19 protein-coding genes, 3 tRNA genes and 1 rRNA gene are annotated in these 17,120 nt (G+C 63.4%); 12 read left to right on the top strand and 11 right to left on the bottom strand.

The annotated features are described in order from the left end of the window. Positions 1-121 precede the first annotated feature (121 nt). Positions 122-496, top strand: a complete 375-nt coding sequence (locus OMP44_RS07995; RefSeq protein ID WP_187979177.1) for a hypothetical protein — start codon at positions 122-124, stop codon at positions 494-496. Here the strand turns inward: OMP44_RS07995 and OMP44_RS07990 are convergent. From OMP44_RS07990 to OMP44_RS07980, 3 genes are all read right to left on the bottom strand, one after another. After that, entirely contained in the window at positions 462-818 is a 357-nt protein-coding gene (locus tag OMP44_RS07990; RefSeq protein WP_187979176.1) for an antibiotic biosynthesis monooxygenase family protein, read from the bottom strand. The genes OMP44_RS07995 and OMP44_RS07990 overlap by 35 nt on opposite strands. Continuing rightward, positions 815-1,519 (bottom strand): CTP synthase C-terminal region-related (seleno)protein, encoded by a 705-nt coding sequence (locus OMP44_RS07985; protein WP_280307283.1) that lies wholly within the window; start codon positions 1,517-1,519, stop codon positions 815-817. Before OMP44_RS07985 ends, OMP44_RS07990 begins: the two co-directional genes overlap by 4 nt. 177 nt (positions 1,520-1,696) lie before the next feature. Further along, the gene (locus tag OMP44_RS07980) at positions 1,697-2,734 is read right to left on the bottom strand and encodes an NADP(H)-dependent aldo-keto reductase (RefSeq protein ID WP_187979175.1); all 1,038 of its coding nucleotides are present in this window, start codon (positions 2,732-2,734) and stop codon (positions 1,697-1,699) included. Between the two features lie 193 nt (positions 2,735-2,927). On the opposite strand from OMP44_RS07980, the gene OMP44_RS07975 reads away from it, so the two are divergent. The 5 genes from OMP44_RS07975 (at position 2,928) to tcyN (ending at position 6,984) form a co-directional block, all read left to right on the top strand. Then, positions 2,928-3,581 carry a 7-cyano-7-deazaguanine/7-aminomethyl-7-deazaguanine transporter gene (locus tag OMP44_RS07975; protein ID WP_187979174.1) on the top strand — a complete coding sequence of 218 codons (654 nt, stop codon included), beginning with the start codon at positions 2,928-2,930 and terminating at the stop codon, positions 3,579-3,581. 68 nt (positions 3,582-3,649) lie between these two features. Continuing rightward, complete coding sequence (locus OMP44_RS07970) at positions 3,650-4,642, top strand: D-cysteine desulfhydrase (protein WP_273861632.1); 993 nt, start codon at positions 3,650-3,652, stop codon at positions 4,640-4,642. 112 nt (positions 4,643-4,754) lie between these two features. Beyond that, complete coding sequence (tcyJ, locus tag OMP44_RS07965) at positions 4,755-5,552, top strand: cystine ABC transporter substrate-binding protein (RefSeq protein WP_187979172.1); 798 nt, start codon at positions 4,755-4,757, stop codon at positions 5,550-5,552. Next, on the top strand, positions 5,549-6,223 hold the full coding sequence (gene tcyL, locus OMP44_RS07960) for a cystine ABC transporter permease (protein ID WP_133861826.1): 675 nt from the start codon (positions 5,549-5,551) through the stop codon (positions 6,221-6,223). Before tcyJ ends, tcyL begins: the two co-directional genes overlap by 4 nt. Continuing rightward, positions 6,220-6,984 carry an L-cystine ABC transporter ATP-binding protein TcyN gene (tcyN, locus tag OMP44_RS07955; RefSeq protein WP_280307282.1) on the top strand — a complete coding sequence of 255 codons (765 nt, stop codon included), beginning with the start codon at positions 6,220-6,222 and terminating at the stop codon, positions 6,982-6,984. The genes tcyL and tcyN overlap by 4 nt, the downstream gene beginning before the upstream one ends. Here tcyN and epsC read toward each other — a convergent pair. After that, complete coding sequence (epsC, locus tag OMP44_RS07950) at positions 6,975-7,919, bottom strand: serine O-acetyltransferase EpsC (RefSeq protein WP_007161852.1); 945 nt, start codon at positions 7,917-7,919, stop codon at positions 6,975-6,977. The two genes, tcyN and epsC, sit on opposite strands and share 10 nt — an antisense overlap. Before the next feature lie 116 nt (positions 7,920-8,035). On the opposite strand from epsC, the gene sseA reads away from it, so the two are divergent. The 6 genes from sseA to OMP44_RS07920 all read left to right on the top strand — a co-directional run bounded on the left by sseA (position 8,036) and on the right by OMP44_RS07920 (position 12,741). Beyond that, complete coding sequence (sseA, locus tag OMP44_RS07945) at positions 8,036-8,887, top strand: 3-mercaptopyruvate sulfurtransferase (protein ID WP_187979169.1); 852 nt, start codon at positions 8,036-8,038, stop codon at positions 8,885-8,887. A 158-nt stretch (positions 8,888-9,045) separates the two neighbouring features. Then, positions 9,046-9,609 carry an alkyl hydroperoxide reductase subunit C gene (gene ahpC / locus OMP44_RS07940; protein WP_007161854.1) on the top strand — a complete coding sequence of 188 codons (564 nt, stop codon included), beginning with the start codon at positions 9,046-9,048 and terminating at the stop codon, positions 9,607-9,609. Between the two features lie 83 nt (positions 9,610-9,692). Next, positions 9,693-11,252 carry an alkyl hydroperoxide reductase subunit F gene (ahpF, locus tag OMP44_RS07935; RefSeq protein WP_187979167.1) on the top strand — a complete coding sequence of 520 codons (1,560 nt, stop codon included), beginning with the start codon at positions 9,693-9,695 and terminating at the stop codon, positions 11,250-11,252. Positions 11,253-11,464: 212 nt separating this feature from the next. Next, entirely contained in the window at positions 11,465-12,130 is a 666-nt protein-coding gene (locus OMP44_RS07930; protein ID WP_280307276.1) for a gamma-glutamylcyclotransferase, read from the top strand. After that, positions 12,127-12,354 (top strand): TIGR02450 family Trp-rich protein, encoded by a 228-nt coding sequence (locus OMP44_RS07925; RefSeq protein WP_133861831.1) that lies wholly within the window; start codon positions 12,127-12,129, stop codon positions 12,352-12,354. Before OMP44_RS07930 ends, OMP44_RS07925 begins: the two co-directional genes overlap by 4 nt. A gap of 126 nt (positions 12,355-12,480) precedes the next feature. Continuing rightward, positions 12,481-12,741: a hypothetical protein gene (locus OMP44_RS07920; protein WP_007161858.1), complete on the top strand. Its 261-nt coding sequence runs from the start codon at positions 12,481-12,483 to the stop codon at positions 12,739-12,741. Between the two features lie 42 nt (positions 12,742-12,783). On the opposite strand, the gene OMP44_RS07915 is transcribed toward OMP44_RS07920, so the two are convergent. The 7 genes from OMP44_RS07915 to rrf form a co-directional block, all read right to left on the bottom strand. Then, a tRNA-Leu gene (locus OMP44_RS07915) sits at positions 12,784-12,870 on the bottom strand. Positions 12,871-12,977: 107 nt separating this feature from the next. Continuing rightward, positions 12,978-13,051 (bottom strand) — tRNA-Cys (locus OMP44_RS07910). Positions 13,052-13,087: 36 nt separating this feature from the next. Next, positions 13,088-13,163, bottom strand: a tRNA-Gly gene (locus OMP44_RS07905). A gap of 60 nt (positions 13,164-13,223) precedes the next feature. Next, positions 13,224-13,784 carry a CDP-diacylglycerol--glycerol-3-phosphate 3-phosphatidyltransferase gene (gene pgsA, locus OMP44_RS07900; protein WP_133861891.1) on the bottom strand — a complete coding sequence of 187 codons (561 nt, stop codon included), beginning with the start codon at positions 13,782-13,784 and terminating at the stop codon, positions 13,224-13,226. Between the two features lie 31 nt (positions 13,785-13,815). Next, positions 13,816-15,642 (bottom strand): excinuclease ABC subunit UvrC, encoded by a 1,827-nt coding sequence (gene uvrC / locus OMP44_RS07895; RefSeq protein WP_280307271.1) that lies wholly within the window; start codon positions 15,640-15,642, stop codon positions 13,816-13,818. 1 nt (position 15,643) lies between these two features. Beyond that, on the bottom strand, positions 15,644-16,288 hold the full coding sequence (gacA, locus tag OMP44_RS07890) for a response regulator transcription factor GacA (RefSeq protein ID WP_273861636.1): 645 nt from the start codon (positions 16,286-16,288) through the stop codon (positions 15,644-15,646). Positions 16,289-17,019: 731 nt separating this feature from the next. Further along, positions 17,020-17,120, bottom strand: a 5S ribosomal RNA gene (rrf, locus tag OMP44_RS07885); the annotation flags it as partial.

The raw sequence follows: 17,120 nt of genomic DNA, 5'->3' as shown, positions 1-17,120 counted from the left end.
CCGTTCACAGTCTGGCACTGGCGAATGAGCAGCCGTTGACCTTTCCTTCATGTGAATGATGTCAATTGGCCGCACGACGGTAGCATCGAACCTCTACCGTCCGCCGCCCAGAGCCATTCCCATGTCCTCGATTGGCAAGCTGTCACCCGATATCGTTGCCGTCCGCACCGTGACGCAGCGGCTCGTCCTGCTGCTGATCGGGTTCTTCGCGCTGGCCATCCTGTTGACGCGGCTGCCGACCTTCATCAACGCGGCCAGTGGCGAGACCTGGCAGATCCGCGGTGGCCAGATTCCGCTGATGCAGTATCCCGCCATGCCGGAACGCAGCCTGGTCGCCAACCGCCAGCTGATCGTCATGCTCGAGCCGGGTAATCGCATCCTGGTCCTGGACAGCGCGCCCTTTCGTCCCTGGAAGAAAGTCATGCTGATCGGCGAAGACAGCCGCATCGGCTGGATTCGCGTCACTCCGGCCCTGGGCGCGATCCGTCTGGAATGACACCGGCCCCGGACCGCGACGACAGCAGTCGCATGACCCGGGTGTCATGCCAGCGATACCAGCGTTCATGGCCCAGCCGCTGCGCCTGCCGATGTTCCGGATGGGCACCCCAGGCCGCGACCGCCGCCTGGTCGGTCCAGTAGGACAGGGTGATGCCCCGGCCGTCGGCGCCGCGTACCGACTCCATGCCGAGAAAGCCCGGTTGCGCCTGCGCCAACTCCACCATGCGCGCGGCCATCCGCTCATAGTCGGGATCTTCGTCCGTGCGCTGCGAGAGGAAGGCGATCACCACGCAGTCCTCGGGCAGCTCCAGCCGGTTCATACCCGTAGGCTCCGTGTCGCGACCACCGCCTCCAGCCAGGCGCGCACCACCGAGGGGACCCGACCGGCCAGCGCCTCCCGCTCGGGCTGATAGAGGGTGCCGAAATAACAGGGATGGCTTTCCAGTTCGAACGCCGCGGGTAGCCCTTCTTCATCCCAGGCGAGGACGCGCCAGCCGGCAGCGAGCAAGGTCGGCAGATAGGCGGGATTTACCCCGAAGCGACAGCGATAGGTGGCCTCGACCCGTTCGGCGCCGGCCGCCTCCGCCAGGCGCGAACCCGGCAGCAGCCGGAGTTGATTCTGCACCTCGATGCGGGCGCAGCTCAGGGGCGTGAGCACCGCGCGGGTCGCCAACGGATCGTCTTCACCGTGGGCGGCGTCCGTCCAGCCCAGTACTGACTGGACGTACTCCAGGAGCGCGTACTGCAGCCCGCCACAGGTACCCAGAAAGGGAATCCGCTGTTCGCGGGCCGTGCGCAGGGTCGCCAGCACCCCTTCGCGATGGCGATAGGGACTGCCGGGCACGCACCAGAGGCCGTCGCAGTGGGCAAGGGCGCCATCGGCTTCTACAGTCGGCAGCCAGCGGGAACTCAGCGTGACACCCAGCGCCATGGCCGTCAGCGCCAGGGCCTGGGGGATGGCCTGGTGGGCAATGATGGATACATCCTGGTCACCCAGGAGCACGATTTCATACGACGTCATGACGGACACCTGCAGGCGTGGAAGGTCCGACTGACTCTAGGCCTTCGGGGCCACGGTTTTAATAGGCGTCGCGGACAGCAGCCCTTGCGTCCATGCCCTGTTGGTCACGGCCGCCTTTCGCCGCGCGCAAGAAAACGCCCGGTACAACGGCTGTACCGGGCGCCGGATACCACGCGATCAGGGCGCCGGATTGGGCTGGTCGACGTGGATGGCTTCGATGGCGGCCAGGGTTTCCCGGTCCAGCACCAGCTCGCTGCTCGCCAGGTTGCTTTCCAGCTGGGCGAGCGAGGTGGCGCCGATGATGTTGCTGGTCACGAAAGGCCGACTGGTGACGAAGGCCAGGGCCATCTGCGCCGGATCCAGACCGCGTTCCCGGGCCAGCTCGACATAGGCCTGGGCGGCGCGCTGCGTCTGCGGATTGCTGTAGCGCTGGAAGCGTTCGAACAGCGTCAGTCGCGCGCCCTCCGGACGTGCGCCCTGCAGGTACTTGCCCGCCAGCACGCCGAAGGCCAGTGGCGAATAGGCCAGCAAGCCTACCTGCTCGCGGATGGCCTGCTCGGCCAGACCCACCTCGAAGCTGCGATTGAGCAGGTTGTAGGGATTCTGGATCGAGACCACCCGCGGCCAGCCACGGGTCTCGCTCAGGTGCAGGAATTGCTGCACGCCCCAGGGCGTTTCGTTGGAAAGCCCGACATGGCGGACCTTGCCTGCCTTCACCAGGCTATCCAGGGCTTCCAGGGTCTCTTCGAGGGGCGTGAAGTCGGCATCGCTGTGCTCGTAGCCCAACTGGCCGAAGTAGTTGGTCCGCCTATCCGGCCAGTGCAGCTGATAGAGATCCAGATAGTCGGTGTTCAGACGCTGCAGGCTGGCGTCCAGCGCCGCGGTGAGATTGGCCCTGGTAAAGGCCAGACCGCCATTGCGGATATAGTCCATGTCGCGTCCCGGACCGGCCGCCTTGCTGGCCAGTATCCAGTCGGCGCGATCGCCATGCTGGCGAAAGTAGTTGCCGATGATGGTCTCGGTACGGGTGTAGGTCTCGGCGCGCGGCGGCACCGGATACATCTCCGCCGTGTCGATGAAGTTGACCCCGGCGGCCTTGGCGGCGCGCAACTGCTCGAAGGCCTCGGCCTCGGTGTTCTGCTCACCCCAGGTCATAGTGCCCAGCGCAATGGCGCTAACCTGGAGGTCGGTACGACCCAGCGATCGAAAGTGCATCTGGAAGCTCTCTGTCGGTGCGGAAGTCGTACAAGTTAACAGGCGGCTGCCTGGTCTGCCCATCGGTCCGATGAGGCTGCCGATCCGACGCCGACCGGCGCGACCTCGCCAGGTGCCCCGTATATCCGTAGAATGTCGCCCCGCCTCCGCGCCCTGGGTTCCCTCACCCCAGGTAACCAAAAAAGGACTGCCCATGTCTGCCTTGCTTGCCACCCCGCAGCGTGCCCTCGTGGCCGCGCTCGTCGCTTTCCACATCCTCATCATCATCGCCAGCAACTATCTGGTGCAGTTGCCGCTGCAGCTGTTCGGCTGGCACACCACCTGGGGTGCCTTCAGCTTCCCCTTCATCTTCCTGGCCACCGACCTTACCGTGCGGGTGATGGGCAAGGCGGCGGCGCGTCAGGTTATCGCCCGGGTGATGCTGCCGGCGCTGTTGGTCTCCTATGGGGTTTCCGTGCTGTTCCAGGACGGCAGCTTCCAGGGCTGGACGGCGCTGGCCGCCCTCAATGTCTTCGTCCTGCGCATCTCCCTGGCGAGCTTCTGCGCCTATGTGCTTGGCCAGTTGCTCGACATCCAGGTGTTCGACCGCCTGCGGCGCTCGCGCCACTGGTGGCTGGCGCCGACGGTCTCGACCCTGTTCGGCAACGCCCTCGACACCCTGGCGTTCTTTTCCATCGCCTTCTGGCGCAGCGACAATCCCTTCATGGCCAGTCATTGGCCGGAGATCGCCCTGGTCGACTACGGGGTCAAGCTGACGGTCAGCCTGCTGCTCTTCGTGCCGCTCTACGGCGTGCTGCTGCGCTCCCTGGTACCCCAGGCCTGGGCACGGCGCCCGGACCTCGCCTGAGTGCAGGATTGCTGCCAGGCGCGGCTTGCCCCTAGAGTGAAGCCCCCTTCACTGCCCCGGGTTCCGCCATGCTCGCCACCGCCCTCGCCCGCTTTCCGCGCCTGACGCTGCAATCCTCGGCGACCCCGCTGGAGCTCCTGCCGCGACTGTCGGCAGAGCTGGGCCGACCGGTCTACTGCAAGCGCGACGACACCACCAGCCTGGCCCTGGGCGGCAACAAGGTGCGCAAGCTGGAGTACCTGGTCGCCGCGGCGCTGGCCGCCGGCGCCGACACCCTGGTGACCGCCGGCGCCATCCAGTCCAATCATGTCCGTCAGACTGCAGCCGTCGCCGCGCAGCAGGGGCTGGCCTGCGTCGCCCTGCTGGAAAATCCCATCGCCACCACGGCTCCCGGTTATCTGCACGGCGGCAATCGTCTCCTGCTCGAACTCTTCGGCGCCGAGGTCAGGGCCGTCGCCGCCCTCGATGATCCGGTCAGCCAGCTGGAAGCCGCAGCCGAGCGCCTGCGCCAGCAAGGGCGCAAGCCCTGGGTGATTCCCATTGGCGGCTCCAGCGCCCTGGGCGCCCTCGGCTACGTCCGTGCCGGCCTGGAACTCGACGCTCAGCTGCACGAACTGCAGCTGCAACCCGCTGCCGTCATCCTCGCCTCCGGCAGTGCCGGCACCCAGGCCGGTCTAGACCTGGCCCTCCACCAGCTGCGACCGGAGTTGCCGGTGATCGGGGTCACCGTCTCCCGCACCGAGGCCGAACAGCTGCCCAAGGTCGCCCTGCTGCGGCAACAGCTGGCCGAGCTGTTGGGCGTCGCCCCGCCTCAGGATCCGCCGCAGCTGCGTGATGGCTATTTCGGCCCCCGCTATGGCGAACCCAATCCCGGCACCCTGGCGGCCATCCGCCGGCTGGGCCGGCTGGAAGGTCTTGTGCTCGACCCGGTCTACACCGGCAAGGCCATGGCCGGCCTGCTGGACATGGTAGCCACCGGCGCGCTGCCGCCCGGCCCCCTGGTATTCCTGCACACCGGCGGAGCCCCGGGTACCTTCGCCTATGGCGACTGGTTGGCGTGATCGGCTAGCCAAGTCCCTGGGCGATGGCATAACGTCAGCAGTTTTCGGACTTGGGATGTCAGAACAGACACCCCCATAGTGGCGCACCCTCATAACCTCAAGGATTTCCTCCATGCGCAAAGCTCTCCCCCAGCGTCTGTTCCGTAGCGCCGCCCTGCTGCTCGCCCTGGGCCTGGCCCACCAGGCCACCGCCCAGGCCGAAGATCTCCTGCAGACCGTCAAGCAGCGTGGCGAACTGGTCGTCGGCCTGGAAGGTACCTATCCGCCCTTCAGCTTCCAGAACGAACAGGGCCAGCTGACCGGCTTCGAAGTGGACTTCGCCAAGGCGCTGGCCAAGGAACTGGGCGTCGACGCCAAGATCCAGCCCGGCAAGTGGGATGGCCTGCTGGCAGCCCTGGAATCCCGTCGCCTGGACGTAGTGATCAACCAGGTCACCATCAGCGAGGAGCGCAAGAAGAAATACGATTTCTCCACCCCCTACACCGTCTCCGGCATCCAGGCCCTGGTGCGCAAGGACGATGTGGACAGCATCAAGACTGCCGCCGACCTCGCCGGCAAGAAGGTCGGCGTCGGCCTGGGTACCAACTACGAGCAGTGGCTGCGCCAGAATGTACCCAAGGCGGACGTGCGCACCTACGAAGACGATCCGACCAAGTACCAGGATCTGCGCGTCGGCCGTATCGACGCCATCCTCGTCGACCGCCTGGCCGCCCTGGAATTGCTGGCCAAGACCAAGGACAAGCTGGCCCTGGCCGGTGAGCCTTTCAGCCGCCAGGAATCGGGCATCGCCGAGCGCAAGGGCGATCCGGAATTCCATGCCGCGGTCGACCAGGCCATCGCCAAGCTGCGCGCCGACGGCACCCTGGCCAAGATCTCCGAGAAGTGGTTCAAGGCTGACGTCACCCAATGAGCGACACGCTACAGCTCCTGCTCGATTCGCTGCCCTTCCTGCTGAAGGGCGCGATCTGGACAGTGGTCCTGAGCCTCGGCGGCATGTTCTTCGGACTGCTGCTGGGCTTCGGCCTGGCCCTGCTGCGCCGCTCCCGAAGTCTGCCGCTGCGTAGCCTGGCGCGGCTGTACATCTCGTTTTTCCGGGGTACGCCACTGCTGGTGCAGCTGTTCGTCATCTACTACGGCCTGCCCGAGCTCGGTCTCCAGCTCGATCCGCTGCCGGCGGCGCTGATCGGCTTCTCGCTGAACATGGCGGCCTACACGGCGGAGATCATCCGCTCGGCCATCGGCGCCATCGACCGCGGCCAGTGGGAAGCCGCCGCCAGCATCGGCATGACGCCCCTGCAGACCCTGAGGCGCGCCATCCTGCCCCAGGCGCTGCGGATCGCCCTGCCACCGCTCGGCAACAGCTTCATCTCGCTGGTCAAGGACACCTCGCTGGCGGCCACCATCCAGGTGCCTGAGCTGTTCCGCCAGGCCCAGCTGATCACTGCCCGCACCTTCGAGATCTTCAGTATGTACCTGGCCGCAGCGCTGCTCTACTGGGTGCTGGCCAGCCTGCTGTCCACCCTGCAGAATCGCCTGGAACGGCACTACGGGCGTCACATCAACGAGCGAGGCCCGTCATGATCGAGGTGCAGGGGCTGTCCAAGTCCTTTCAACAGCAGACCGTGCTCCAGGCCATCGACCTCCAGGTGGCCCAGGGCGAGGTGGTCGCCATCATCGGCCCCAGCGGCTCAGGCAAGACCACCCTGCTGCGCTGCCTCAATCTGCTGGAGACCCCGGACGCCGGCAGTATCCGCCTGGGTGAGCTGCGTATCGATGCCAGCCGGCCGCTCAAGGCCCAGCAGGGCACCATTCGCCAGTTGCGGCAGAGCATGGGTTTCGTCTTCCAGAACTTCAATCTGTTTCCCCATCGCACCGCGCTGGAGAACGTGATCGAAGGGCCTATCATCGTCCAGGGCGAAGCGCGCGAGACCGCCAGCGCCCGCGGTCGCGAGCTGTTGGCCAAGGTCGGGCTGGCCGACAAGGCGGATACCTATCCCGGGCAGCTGTCGGGTGGCCAGCAACAGCGGGTCGCCATCGCCCGGGCGCTGGCCATGCGTCCCCAGGCCATCCTCTTCGACGAGCCCACCTCGGCGCTGGATCCCGAGCGGGTCGGCGAGGTGCTGGAGACGATCCGCGGGCTGGCCCAGGAAGGTCGTACCCTGGTGATCGTCACCCACGAGATGGCCTTCGCCCGTGACGTCGCCCACCGGGTGCTGTTCATGGACGGTGGCCGCATCGTCGAACAGGGCCCGGCAGCCGAGCTGTTCAATCAGCCGCGTGAAGAACGAACCCGGCGCTTCCTGGCCAAGTTCGTTCGCGACAGCGCCGCCGACTACTCCTGAGCCAGGCCGGCACAGCCCTGCAAGCTGGCCTGGCTGACGTTGCTGTTGGCCGGCACGCCATGGGTCAGCCAGACGTTGCCGCCAATGGTCGAACCCTGGCCGATGGTGATGCGCCCGAGGATGGTCGCCCCGGCATAGATCACCACGTCGTCCTCGACGATGGGATGGCGCGGGTGGCCCTTCTTGAGATTGCCCTCGGCATCGGCCGGGAAGCGCTTGGCACCGAGGGTCACAGCCTGATAGATGCGCACCCGGTCGCCGATGATGCAGGTCTCGCCGATCACCACGCCCGTGCCATGATCGATGAAGAAGCCTTCGCCGATCTGGGCGCCCGGGTGGATGTCGATCCCGGTCGCCGAATGCGCCCGCTCGCTGACCATCCGCGCCAGCAGCGGCAGGCCGCTGCGATAGAAGTGATGGGCGATGCGGTGATGGATCATGGCGTAGATGCCCGGATAGCACAGCAGTACCTCGTCCACGCTGCGCGCAGCGGGATCGCCCTGGTAGGCGGCGATCACGTCGGTATCCAGCAGGCGGCGCAGATCCGGCAGCGCCAGGGCAAAGGCCTGTACCAGCCGGCGCGCCTCATCGGCACGATTGACGCCGTTCTCGCCACGCTGCTTGGCGAAATAGTCCAGCTCCAGCTTCGCCTGGATCACCAGGGCATTGAGCGCTCGCTCCAGCTCGAAGCCGACATAGAAGTCCTCGCTTTCCTGGCGCAACTGATCCGGCCCGAGGCGCAGCGGAAAGAGCGCCCCGCTGAGGGATTCGATCACGCTGGCCATGACGCTGCGCGACGGCAGCTCGCGGCCACTGAATTCGCGAAAACGTCCATGGGTCTCGCGCCATTGACTGCGCGCCTCATGCAGTTCACCGACGATGCGCCCTAGTTGCCAGTCGTTGCCGCCCGTGGATTGCCCGTTAAGTTCGCTCATAAGTCATCTATCCAGTTGCCAGGTTGCCGAGGATAAAGTATCCGCTGGTCCCTGACAGCCCACGTCGCGCCAGGCGCGCTAAGCTGTCGCCCTTTGCCCATCAAGGAGCGCCACCCATGATCGCTTCCCCGCTGGTCACCGTCGCCTGGCTACACGAGCAACTTGGTCGCCCGGACCTGCTGATCCTCGATGCCAGTCTCTATCTGCCCAATGAACCCCAGATCGCCGACGAAACCTATCGGCAGCAGCACATCCCCGGCGCCCTGCGCTTCGATATCGAACACTTCTCCGACCCGGACACCGCGCTGCCGCACATGGTCCCCAGCGCCGGACGCTTCGCCCGCCTGGCCGGCGAACTGGGCGTCACCCCGGAGACCACCCTGGTCGTCTACGACCAGAAGGGTCTCTTCTCCGCCGCCCGGGCCTGGTGGCTGTTCCGCCTGTTCGGCCATGACCAGGTGCTGGTGCTCGATGGCGGCCTGCCGCTCTGGCGTGAACAGGGCCTGCCGCTGGAGGCCGGTGAAAACCTGCCCAGCCCGCAGCCACCCTACCCCGTCATCTTCAACAACCGCCTGCTCTGCGGCCTGGGCGATGTGCAGACCGCGCTCAGCGTGGGCCAAACCCAGGTGCTCGACGCGCGCGGCGCCAAGCGCTTCACCGGCGAGATCGCCGAGCCGCGCCCGGGCGTTGCCTCCGGTCATATGCCCGGCAGCCAGAATCTGCCCTACGACAGCCTGTTGACCGACAACGGCACCCTGTTGCCACCCCAGGAGTTGCGGCAGCGCTTCCAGGCCCTGGGTATCGATGGCCTGCATCCGGTGATCACCAGCTGCGGCAGTGGGGTCACCGCCACGGTGCTGCTGCTCGCCCTCAGTGTCGCCGGCTTTCCGGATGGCCGACTCTATGACGGTTCCTGGAGCGAATGGGGTCAGCATCCCGCCACGATCAAGGCCCTGGGCGCTGCCTGAGGTTTGGCTAAGGTACTGATTTCCTTCATAACCTGTAGTATCCGATAGAGGCGCCTAATCGCCAGCATCGCCTTTAACAATGAGGTGAATCGTCAAACTGCGATTAGTATGCGTCCTATCGATTTCAACCCTGACTTAAACCCATCAAGGAGTCATCAATGTCCCTGATCAACACCGAAGTGAAGCCTTTCACCGCGACTGCCTACCACAATGGCAAATTCGTCCAGGTGACCGAGGCCGATCTGAAGGGCAAGTGGTCCGCCATCGTGTTCTACCCGGCTGACTTCACCTTCGTGTGCCCCACCGAGCTGGAAGACCTTGCTGACCTGTACCCCGAGTTCCAGAAGCTGGGCGTAGAGATCTATGGCGTGTCCTGCGACACCCACTTCGCCCACAAGGCCTGGCACGACACCTCGGAAGCCATCAAGAAGGTCAACTACCCGCTGGTAGGCGATCCCACCGCTCGCCTGGCACGCAACTTCGAAGTGCTGATTGAAGAAGAAGGCCTGGCCCTGCGCGGCACCTTCCTGATCAACCCGGAAGGTCAGATCAAGCTGTGCGAAATCCACGACAACGGTATCGGCCGTGATGCCAGCGAACTGCTGCGCAAGGTCCGCGCCGCCCAGTACGTCGCCAACCACCCGGGCGAAGTCTGCCCGGCCAAGTGGAAAGAAGGCGAAGCGACCCTGACCCCCTCGCTGGACCTGGTCGGCAAGATCTAACGCCCGCCTGATCCAGCCCGAGCGCCCGGGCGCCTTGCCCGCGCGCTCTTTTTTTGCCCATTTTTTACGGAAGCCACGTCGCCATGTTGGACGCAAATCTGAAAGCCCAGCTCAAGACCTACCTCGAACGCGTCACGCGCCCCATCGAGATCGTCGCGTCCCTCGATGATGGCGCGAAGTCCCGTGAAATGCACAGCCTGCTGCAGGATATCGCCAGCCTGTCCGATCAGGTCAGCCTCAGCACCGACGGCAGCGATGAGCGTCGTCCCTCCTTCGCCCTGCTGACCCCCGGTCAGAACATCGACCTGCGCTTCGCCGGTCTGCCCATGGGCCACGAATTCACGTCCCTGGTCCTGGCCCTGCTCCAAGTTGGCGGTCATCCGTCCAAGGCCAGCCAGGACGTCATCGAGCAGGTCAAGGCCCTCGACGGCGACTACCAGTTCGAAACCTATTTTTCCCTGTCCTGCCAGAACTGCCCGGACGTGGTGCAAGCTCTGAATCTCATGGCCGTGCTCAATCCCCGGGTCAAGCACGTGGCCGTCGACGGCGCCCTGTTCCAGGACGAAGTCGAGCGCCGCCGGATCATGGCCGTGCCCAGCGTCTACCTGAACGGCGAACCCTTTGGCCAGGGCCGCATGGGCCTGGAAGAGATCGTCGCCAAACTCGACACCGGCGCCGCCGCCCGCTCCGCCGACAAGCTCAAGGCCAAGGACGCCTTCGACGTCCTGGTCATAGGTGGCGGCCCCGCTGGTGCTGCAGCAGCCGTCTATGCCGCGCGTAAGGGCATCCGCACCGGCGTCGCCGCCGAGCGCTTTGGTGGCCAGGTGCTGGACACCCTCGCCATCGAGAACTTCATCTCCATCAAGGAGACCGAAGGCCCGAAGCTGGCCATGGCGCTCGAAGAGCACGTCAAGCAGTACGAAGTCGACATCATGAACCTGCAGCGCGCCGAGCAGCTGATTCCGGCCCACGACGCTAGCGGTCTGCACGAAGTACGCTTCGCCGATGGTGGCTCGCTCAAGGCCAAGACGCTGATCCTTGCCACCGGTGCCCGCTGGCGTGAGATGAATGTGCCGGGTGAGCAGGAATACCGTAACCGCGGCGTAGCCTACTGCCCGCACTGCGACGGTCCCCTGTTCAAGGGCAAGCGCGTCGCCGTGGTCGGCGGCGGCAACTCGGGAGTCGAGGCAGCCATCGACCTCGCCGGCATCGTCGCCCAGGTGACCCTGATCGAGTACGACGGCCAGCTGCGTGCCGACGCCGTGCTGCAGCGCAAGCTGTTCAGCCTGCCCAACGTGACCGTCATCACCAGTGCGCTCACCAGTGAAGTCAAGGGTGACGGCCAGAAGGTCAACGGCCTGGTCTACAAGGACCGCAATTCCAGCGAGTTCCACCATATCGACCTAGAAGGCGTCTTCGTGCAGATCGGTCTGGTACCCAACACCGACTGGCTCAAGGGCACCGTGGAGCTGTCGCCACGTGGCGAGATCGAAGTGGATGCGCGCTGCCAGACCTCCCTGCCTGGCGTGTTCGCGGCGGGCGACGTCACCACCGTGCCCTACAAGCAGATCATCATCGCCCTGGGCGAAGGCGCCAAGGCCTCTCTGGCCGCCTTCGATCACCTAATCCGTACCAGTGCCTGATCAATCTGACGCTCCACTCCAAGCCCGACACCTGTCGGGCTTTTTTCGTCTGGTGCTTTTTCCCCAGGCGTTGGCATGGTTCTCGCTGCAACCTAACCAGGCGTCATAAAGATGGGCACGAACGGTCTAGGAGTTCTTCCCGGACTTTCGTTAGGATCTTGGTGCCGGGTCCCTAGACCTGGCAGCTCCAGCGGTTGAGGACCAGGCGACAAATGCACAGACAGATTTCTTCCAGCATCCACGATTCCTATCCCCCCAAGCTGGCGCCCGCCACCCCGCTCACCCATCCGGAACTCGTAGCCTCTCTGGAGGCCACCCTGGCCCAACGCCAACCCGGCCCGGTGTGGCTGTTCGCCTACGGCTCGCTGATCTGGCGCCCCGAGTGCCCCGCGGTCGACGTCCGCCGGGCGCGGGTGCACGGCTATCACCGCGGTCTCTATCTCTGGTCCCAGCTGCATCGCGGCACCCCCGAACAACCCGGCCTGGTACTGGGCCTGGATCGCGGCGGCTCCTGCTCGGGCTTTGCCTACCAGTTGCCCGAGGATCAGCTGGACGACCATCTGCTGGCCCTCTGGAAACGCGAAATGCCGGATGGCTCCTACCGTCCTCGCTGGCTGCAATGCCACCTGGAAGACGGTAGCAAGGTCCAGGCGCTCGGCTTCGTACTGAAACGCAATCTCCCCTGCTATGCCGGCAGCCTGCCCGATGACATCCTCAATCGCGTCCTGACCGAAGCTTGCGGCCATTTCGGCACTACTCTGGAGTACGTCGAACGCACCATCACGGCGCTCAGGGCTCACGCCATGCCCGATCGGAACCTGGAAGCCCTGCTGCAGCGCTATCGCAGCGCACCACTGCTGGAGGCCATGCAGGGATGAAGCAGCGCCAGATCAATCCTAGCAAGCTGCTGCTCAGCAAATGGACGGCCGTCCAACCACGCGAACGGCAGAAGCATTTCATCGTCACCCGGGTGCATACCCCTGAAGTCGAGACCGATCCCATCTCGCAGATAGATATACAAGCCGTTCTCACTCGCCGCACCTGGACGCTGGACTGGCACGAGTTGCAGGATGCAGAATGCTGGCTGCAAGGCTGGCAATAAAACTCCGAAAGCAGGGCCGGAATTTTGCGACTAGCATCGCGATATGACGGCACGTTTCTGCAAAGGTGAAACCCTGTAGCAGCCAATGCTGTCACAGTGCCACCTTTGAACAGGAAGCTCTTCCGGATGACCCTCTATGTCGAACTCGCCAGCGCCTTCAACACCCTGAAAGGCGGATTCGAACCCCTGCGCTGCGTGATCTCCACGCGAGATCAACGTGCCTACGATGTCGAAGTCTTCTCTCGTAGCGGTCAGTCGGTACTCAATCGCCCCATCGCCCGCACCGAATTGCTCGACGCTGCCATGCTCGAAGCCTTCATCCTCGACAGCCGCTCACGCATCGAGCGCGACGCGGATGAAACACCCTACTGGACGATTCCCTCCTAAACGAAAAAGGCCACTCGAACAGGAGTGGCCTTTTCATTTGAATGGTGCCCGAGGCCGGAATCGAACCGGCACGACGGTTAAGTCGAGGGATTTTAAGTCCCTTGTGTCTACCAGTTTCACCACTCGGGCAGAACCGAATCCTCAGACGACCGGATTCGTAGAACCTGATCCAGTATTCACACATCCCTGGATGATGAAAAGCCCCGTAGACCAGAGATCTACGGGGCTCTCAATAGTGGAGGCCGAGGTCGGAATCGAACCGGCGTACACGGATTTGCAATCCGCTGCATGACCACTCTGCCACCCGGCCTCAAACCTGAATGTCTTGCGACACTCATGTAAAACATGGAGCGGGAAACGAGACTCGAACTCGCGACCCCGACCTTGGCAAGGTCGTGCTCTACCAACTGAGCTATTCCCGCTTGGTGACGGGCGCCATTCTATCTGAGCTACCCTTCATGTCAAGCCATTGATTCAAAAACTTATTTCTTTTTCTCGGCGCTCATCAGATGCGGCCAGGCCGCCATCAGATAGGTGCACATGGACCACAGCGTCAGTGCCGCCGCGACGATGAGCAAGGCGTAGCCACTGATTACCCAGAAGGTCATCTGCGGTGGATTGGCCAGCAGGATGACCAGGGCCAACATCTGCGCCGCAGTCTTCCATTTGCCCAGATTGGAGACCGCGACCTGGGCACGGGCACCCAGCTCGGCCATCCACTCCCGCAGCGCCGATACGACGATCTCGCGCCCGACAATGATGACGGCGGGCAGCGTCAGCCAGGCGTTGGCGTGCTCCTGCACGAGCAATACCAAGGCTACGGCGACGATGAGCTTGTCCGCTACCGGATCCAGAAAGGCACCAAAGGGCGTGCTCTGCCCCAGCCGCCGCGCCAGATACCCATCCAGCCAGTCGGTCGCGCAGGCAATCGCGAAGACGGTGCTGGCGGTCCAGTAGCTCCAGTGGACTGGCAGGTAGAACAGGATGACGAACAGGGGAATAAGGAAGACGCGCAGTACGGTAAGCAGATTTGGAATATTCATTGGCGCGGCTGTTGGTGAACGTGAGGCGATTCTACTCGCTGTGCAAGGCGGCATAAATCTGCTCGGCCAGCTTTTTGCTAATGCTGGGCGCTTTGGCAATTTCCTCGATGCTGGCGCGCTGCAATTCGCGAAGCCCACCAAAGTGTTTCAGGAGTTCCTGACGACGCTTGGGCCCGATACCGGCAACCTCTTCCAGAGAGGAGGTCTTGCGCGCCTTGCCGCGACGCGCGCGATGCCCGGTAATCGCGAAACGGTGCGCCTCATCACGGATCTGTTGAATGAGGTGCAGCGCGGGCGAATGCGCCGGCAGGGTGAATTCGTTGGAAGGATCGTCCAGATAGAGGACCTCGAGGCCAGGCTTGCGGGTGACGCCTTTGGCCACCCCCAGCAAAACCAGATCCGGCACGGCGAGCTCCCTGAGCACCTCACGGGCCATGGCCAACTGGCCCTTGCCGCCATCCACCAGCAGGATGTCTGGCAACTTGCCCTCTCCCGCTTTCAGCCGACTGAAGCGACGCGTCAGCGCCTGATGCATCGCCGCGTAGTCGTCGCCGGCCGTTACGCCTTCGATGTTATAGCGACGATAGTCCGATTTGAGCGGCCCTTCCGGTCCGAAGACTACACAGGACGCCACGGTCGCCTCGCCACTGGAGTGACTGATATCGAAACATTCCAGCCGTTGCGGTGGTTCGGGCAGATCCAGCGCCTGGACCAGGGCATCGAAACGCACACCCATGTGCTGCCGATTGGCCAGACGCGTATTCAACGCCTGCTCTGCATTGGTTACCGCCAACTGCTGCCAGCGTGCGCGGGTCCCGCGGACGCGATGCGCGATGACCAGCTGCCGCTTATGGACTTCGGCAAAGGCATCGATCAGGGTAGCGAAGTCCTCATGGACGGAATTGACGATTATCTCATCCGGCAGATCCCGTTCTAGGTAAGCGAGATAGTACTGCTCCAGGAAGGCGACCAGCACCTCACTGGAATCCTCCTCGATCCCCACCTCCGGAAAGAAATTCTTGCTGCCCAGCACCCGACCGCCGCGGACACTGACCAGGTGGACACAGGCACCGCCGGGGTTGACGAGGGCAGCGATGACATCGACGTCGCCGGTGCCTCCCTCGATACTCTGCTGGTCCTGGACCCGCCTGACCAGGGCCACCTGATCACGCAACTCGGCAGCACGCTCGAATTGCAGATTGACCGAGGCACTCTCCATCTTGACTTGCAGCTCTTCGGCCAGGGCATTGCTGCGCCCCTCGAGAAACATGGCGGAATGGCGAACGTCCTCGCCATATTCCTGCTCACTTACCAGCGCAACGCAGGGTCCCTTGCATCTCTTGATCTGGTATTGCAGGCAGGGCCGCGTGCGATTGCGGAAATAGTTGTCATCACACTGGCGCACCTGGAAGGCTTTCTGCAGCAGATTGAGACTTTCGCGGATGGCACCGGCACTGGGATAGGGCCCGAAATAGCGTCCCTTTCCTCTCTTCTCACCGCGGTGGATGGTCAGCCGAGGATACTTATCCTCAGTGGAAAGATAGACGTAGGGGTAGGACTTATCATCCCGCAACAGGATGTTGTAGGGCGGACGCCACTGCTTGATGAGGTTTTGTTCCAGCAGGAGCGCTTCGGTCTCGTTGCCGGTGATGGTGGTCTCGATCTGGGCGATCTTGGACACCATGGAAGCCGTCTTGGGCGCCAAGCCGGTCTTTCTGAAGTAACTCGAAAGGCGGTTCTTGAGGTTCTTGGCTTTACCTACGTAGAGGAGCTTGCCGCCCTCATCGAACATCCGGTAGACGCCCGGACGTCCACTGCAACCTGATAAAAAGGCCGCAGCATCGAAAGATTGACTCATATCAACTCGTTGCATCTACCATGCCGTGGCGAACAGCCAACATGGCCAGTTCGACATCGCTGGTAATCGATAATTTCTCGAAGATCCGATAGCGATAGGTGTTGACGGTCTTGGGGGACAAACAAAGCTTGTCGGAAATGACCTGGACTTTCTGGCAGCCCGCGATCATCAGCGCGATCTGAATCTCACGCTCGGACAGCTGATCGAACGGCGACGCTTCGGCCTTGGACTGGAAGGGCTTCAAGGCGAGCTGCTGAGCAATCTGCGCACTGATGTAGCGCCGACCGGCAAAAGCCTGCTTGATGGCGGTGATCATCTCTTCGATGTCAGCACCCTTGGTCAGATACCCGGCAGCGCCCGCCTGGAGCAGACGTGTCGGAAAGGGATCTTCCTCACAGGCCGTGACGACAACCACCTTCAGGTCAGGTCGAGTGCGCAAGAGCTTGCGCGTAGCCTCCAGCCCACCAATACCGGGCATACGGACGTCCATCAAGACGACATCCGGCTCGAGCTCACGGGCCAGCATCAAGGCATTTTCGCCACTGTCTGCCTGGCCGACGACCTGGATTCCTGATACATCCGCGAGCATCCGTACGATGCCGGTACGAACAAGATCATGGTCGTCGACAACTAGCACCTTGATCAAAATCGAATCCCCTTCGCTTGCGCTTTCATCGCTTGCGTCACCTGAGCACCTGTCCGCGGACCCTAACGTTCAAGGGATAGGATCCTGGGCCACGCTAGAAATTTAATTGGTCATGCAAAGAAAAAAGGGGTACGACGCTTCGCACCCCTTGCCTACCGGCCTTAGGCCATTGGGCATTGTATACCGAAAAGGTTAAGGAAAATGTACCAGATCAGAATCATTCCCGGTCAGGTTACCGGTGGCCATGATGGTTCTCTGACAGGCTGCTGCAGTCGATCTTGGCTAGCGTACTTTTGCCGACTCGCTATATCGGCAGCGGGCGCTCGACGGCTGCATAAGCAATAGGAGTCTGCCTGGCGGCCATTTTTTCAGGTCTATCATGCCTGCGGCGACCTCAAGGCGTTGGGCTTCGCAAGCTCAACCCAGCCTACGACGGTCCTGTGCCGCGCTTCAAGCACAACAGCCCGGCGCAGCCGGGCTGTTGTGCTCTTGCGGACGTAAAGCGGCACCCGCCTAGCAGGCATTGCTCCAACGTCACCGCCGCGCCCTTTAGTCCCCTCTCCCCCGGGAGAGGGCTAGGGTGAGGGCCACCTCAGCTCCGTAGCGTCAGGCTTCCGCTAGCCGATTAGCCGCTCCCAGCGCTCAAGCCCCTGACGCCCGGCCAAACTTTTCCCGCCGCAAAGACAACACCCCCGTCAGAGTGATCTGAGCGGGGGTGCTGGGTGTTAGGCGCTTGACGATGACCTACTCTCACATGGGGAAACCCCACACTACCATCGGCGATGCATCGTTTCACTTCTGAGTTCGGGAAGGGATCAGGTGGTTCCAATGC

Origin of the sequence: Pseudomonas flavocrustae, assembly GCF_029872515.1 — a bacterium.
GTDB classification, from domain to species: domain Bacteria; phylum Pseudomonadota; class Gammaproteobacteria; order Pseudomonadales; family Pseudomonadaceae; genus Chryseomonas; species Chryseomonas aestiva.
Note: the sequence above shows the minus strand (reverse complement) of the source record. Positions and strands in the feature narration are given on the sequence as shown.